Source organism: Streptomyces sp. NPDC033229, from assembly GCF_055576875.1.
The window spans coordinates 1-2550 of record NZ_JBVIQR010000167.1; the positions used below are offsets into that span (position 1 = coordinate 1).

The following is a 2550-nucleotide window of genomic DNA, read 5'->3' on the forward strand; positions in this document are numbered from 1 at the left end:
TGTGGTCGGGTAGCCGGAGACCATTGCTGATCCCCGGCCCCCTCAGAACCGGACGTGCGACTTTCACCGCATCCGGCTCAAGCAAGCCACGCGGGCTTCGCAGGTCAGCAGGGTCATGTGGCCCGTCTGTCGTCGCCAGCGTGATGCTGGCGGTGGCATTCGGAGTGCACGAGGCGAAGGTTGTTCCGCTCGTCCGTGCCACCGTCTCGCCGGTAGGTGAAGTGATGCTTGTGGAGCATCTTCTTCGAGGCCGCGAACCAGTTGATCCACTCGCGTGGACTGTCCGGTTCGTACTCGGCTCCGACGATCAGCGCCTGCTTGCAGAGAGGACAGAGCCCCTGCTGCCGGACCGCCAGCACAAGACTCGTCTTGTCCATCGGCGGCGGCGCTTTCCTGCGACGGCGGTCCCGCCAGTACTCAACCAGAGCGGGGTCGTCCGGAGACGCCGAGCCCTTGACCGGGTAGTGGCGGACGATGCCGGTCCAGGCGAACTTGATGAGGAAGGCGCCGCTGTCGCGGTCGCCGAACACCCACCGATCACGCCGGGACGGGTGGAACCTGCCGAAGTACCGGTCCACGACCCAGTACCTCGATTTGTTGCGGTGGCGTCGCCTGGCCCATTTGAAGGTCAGCCGCCACATGTAGTGATCCAGCGACGAGAACGTCGTCGTGGACGCCACCGCCCGGTAGTAGGCCGCCCAACCGCGAACAATCGGGATCAGCCTGCGCAACACGGCCTCGACATTCGCCCCATGCAGGGCTCGAACCTCGGTCCGCAGTCGCGCCCGGAGCCTCTTGCAGGCTGCGGTGCTCGGTTTGATGATCAGCTTTCCGCCCGTGCGGCGGACGGTGAAGCCGAGGAAGTCGAACCCCTCATCGAGGTGAGCGACCTTGGTCTTCTCCTCATTGAAGCGAAGACCTCTCGGCGCCAGCCAGTCCTCCAGTTGGGCCCTGACCTGGTGCACCTGTTCCTTGTCGTGGCAGAGCACGACGAAGTCGTCGGCATACCTCACCAGCACTGGGGTGCCCGGCATCGCGCCGGGCTCGCGCCCGGCTCGGACCGTGTATTGGCACCCTGCGGCCTGTTCCAGTCCATGCAGAGCAACGTTCAGCAACAGTGGGCTGATCACACCGCCTTGAGGAGTTCCCTCCTCGGTCGGTGCGAACCGGCCGCGGTCGATCACGCCCGCCTTTAGCCATCCCGCGATCAGGTCCCTGGCAGGGAACTGGCCGAGCATGGTCATGAGGTGGTTGTGGTCGATGCGGTCGAATGCCGCCGACAGGTCCGCGTTCAGGACCCATAGACGTTTAGGGTTCTTGCCCTTCACCGTCCAGAAGATCGAGGTAATCGCGTCCTGGCAGCTGCGGCCGGGCCGGAAGCCATACGACTTGGGCTCGAACCGCGCTTCCCACTCGGGTTCCAGCGCGTTCTTCACGCGGGCCTGGAGGACCCGGTCACGGATGACCGGGATGCCGAGTGGTCGTTGTTTCCCGTTGCTCTTCGGGATGAACACTCGCTTGACCGGCCTGGCCTTCCACGGATTCGACGACCGGTGGATCTCGGTCGCCAGCGTGCCTCGTGCCTTAGGCGTGAGGGCCCGTTCCCCGTCGATGCCAGCGGTCACGCGACCACTGCTCTGCTGCGTCACCCGCTTCACGCTGATCAGCGTGTTGCTGCGGCTTCGCAGCATGAGTTTCTGCAGATTGCGGACCTTCTTGAGGTCCCCTTCCTGCGTCGCCTTGAAGATCCTCTGCCTCAGCCGCCGTACGTTTTCCTCGCAGGTGGCCCAGTCGATGCCGTGCCAGTCGAGTAGGTCGTCCTCGGGTCCGTTCCCCGCAGGCGAGGACGTCACGACAGGTGCCGTGATCTCCATGTTCGCCTCCGGTATCTAACTTGTCCCTCGGTTCCGGCTTCCTTGCAGTGGTGACTTCAAAGGCTCACCTGATCCACGTGGGCGCCCTTTCGGGCCGGGCCACCAGGACCCGTATCCGGCGAGTTATGCGAGAGATGGGTGAAGGTCCCAACTCCCGGTTTCCTCTGACCTTTCGGCCTGCCGGCTTTCGCTTCTTGGATCTTCCTTCTCCCGCCGGGGACTTCAGCCTTCCTCACGGTTGGCCTACCAAGCCGGTGGCTTGGACCCCGTCGGGGTTTCCACGTTCCGCACCAGTAAGACGCAGCTGGGGTGGGCGCCCCCTCTACCCCGGGACCAGCGGTGTCCTCCCTCCGGGCTCAGTTACCCGAAGGTCGCTTGGCGCCTCCCAGCACCGGGTCCTGTGACCGCCGCCAACACGCCATCGACGCGGTCTTAAAGTCACGAGGCATCATCGAGGGTTCACTTGCGTTCGCCCGTCCAGCCTTTCCCTCACCTGTTGCACCCCGATGGCCGGGACGCCCTTGGGCTTGAACGCTCCGCTTCACACCCCGCCGTTACCAGCGACGCATGGGAGCGCGGGAACGGGCCATGGACACTGGCCCGAAGTTCAGCCGATCGATACCTCCTTCACATGGCTGTCCTTACTTACCTGGAGCGACTTCGTGTCGCACACTGA

Annotated in this window: 1 protein-coding gene; it reads right to left on the reverse strand. The window is 64.5% G+C overall.

Annotated elements, in window-relative coordinates:
* Positions 1–113 precede the first annotated feature (113 nt).
* Positions 114–1874 (reverse strand): group II intron reverse transcriptase/maturase, encoded by a 1761-nt coding sequence (gene ltrA / locus ACZ53N_RS37075; protein ID WP_469145098.1) that lies wholly within the window; start codon positions 1872–1874, stop codon positions 114–116.
* Positions 1875–2550 lie beyond the last annotated feature (676 nt).

Bases quoted from the DNA above. Each gene is read 5' to 3' on its own strand.
- ltrA (WP_469145098.1), bottom strand. From the start codon at position 1,874: ATGGAGATCACGGCACCTGTCGTGACGTCCTCGCCTGCGGGGAACGGA.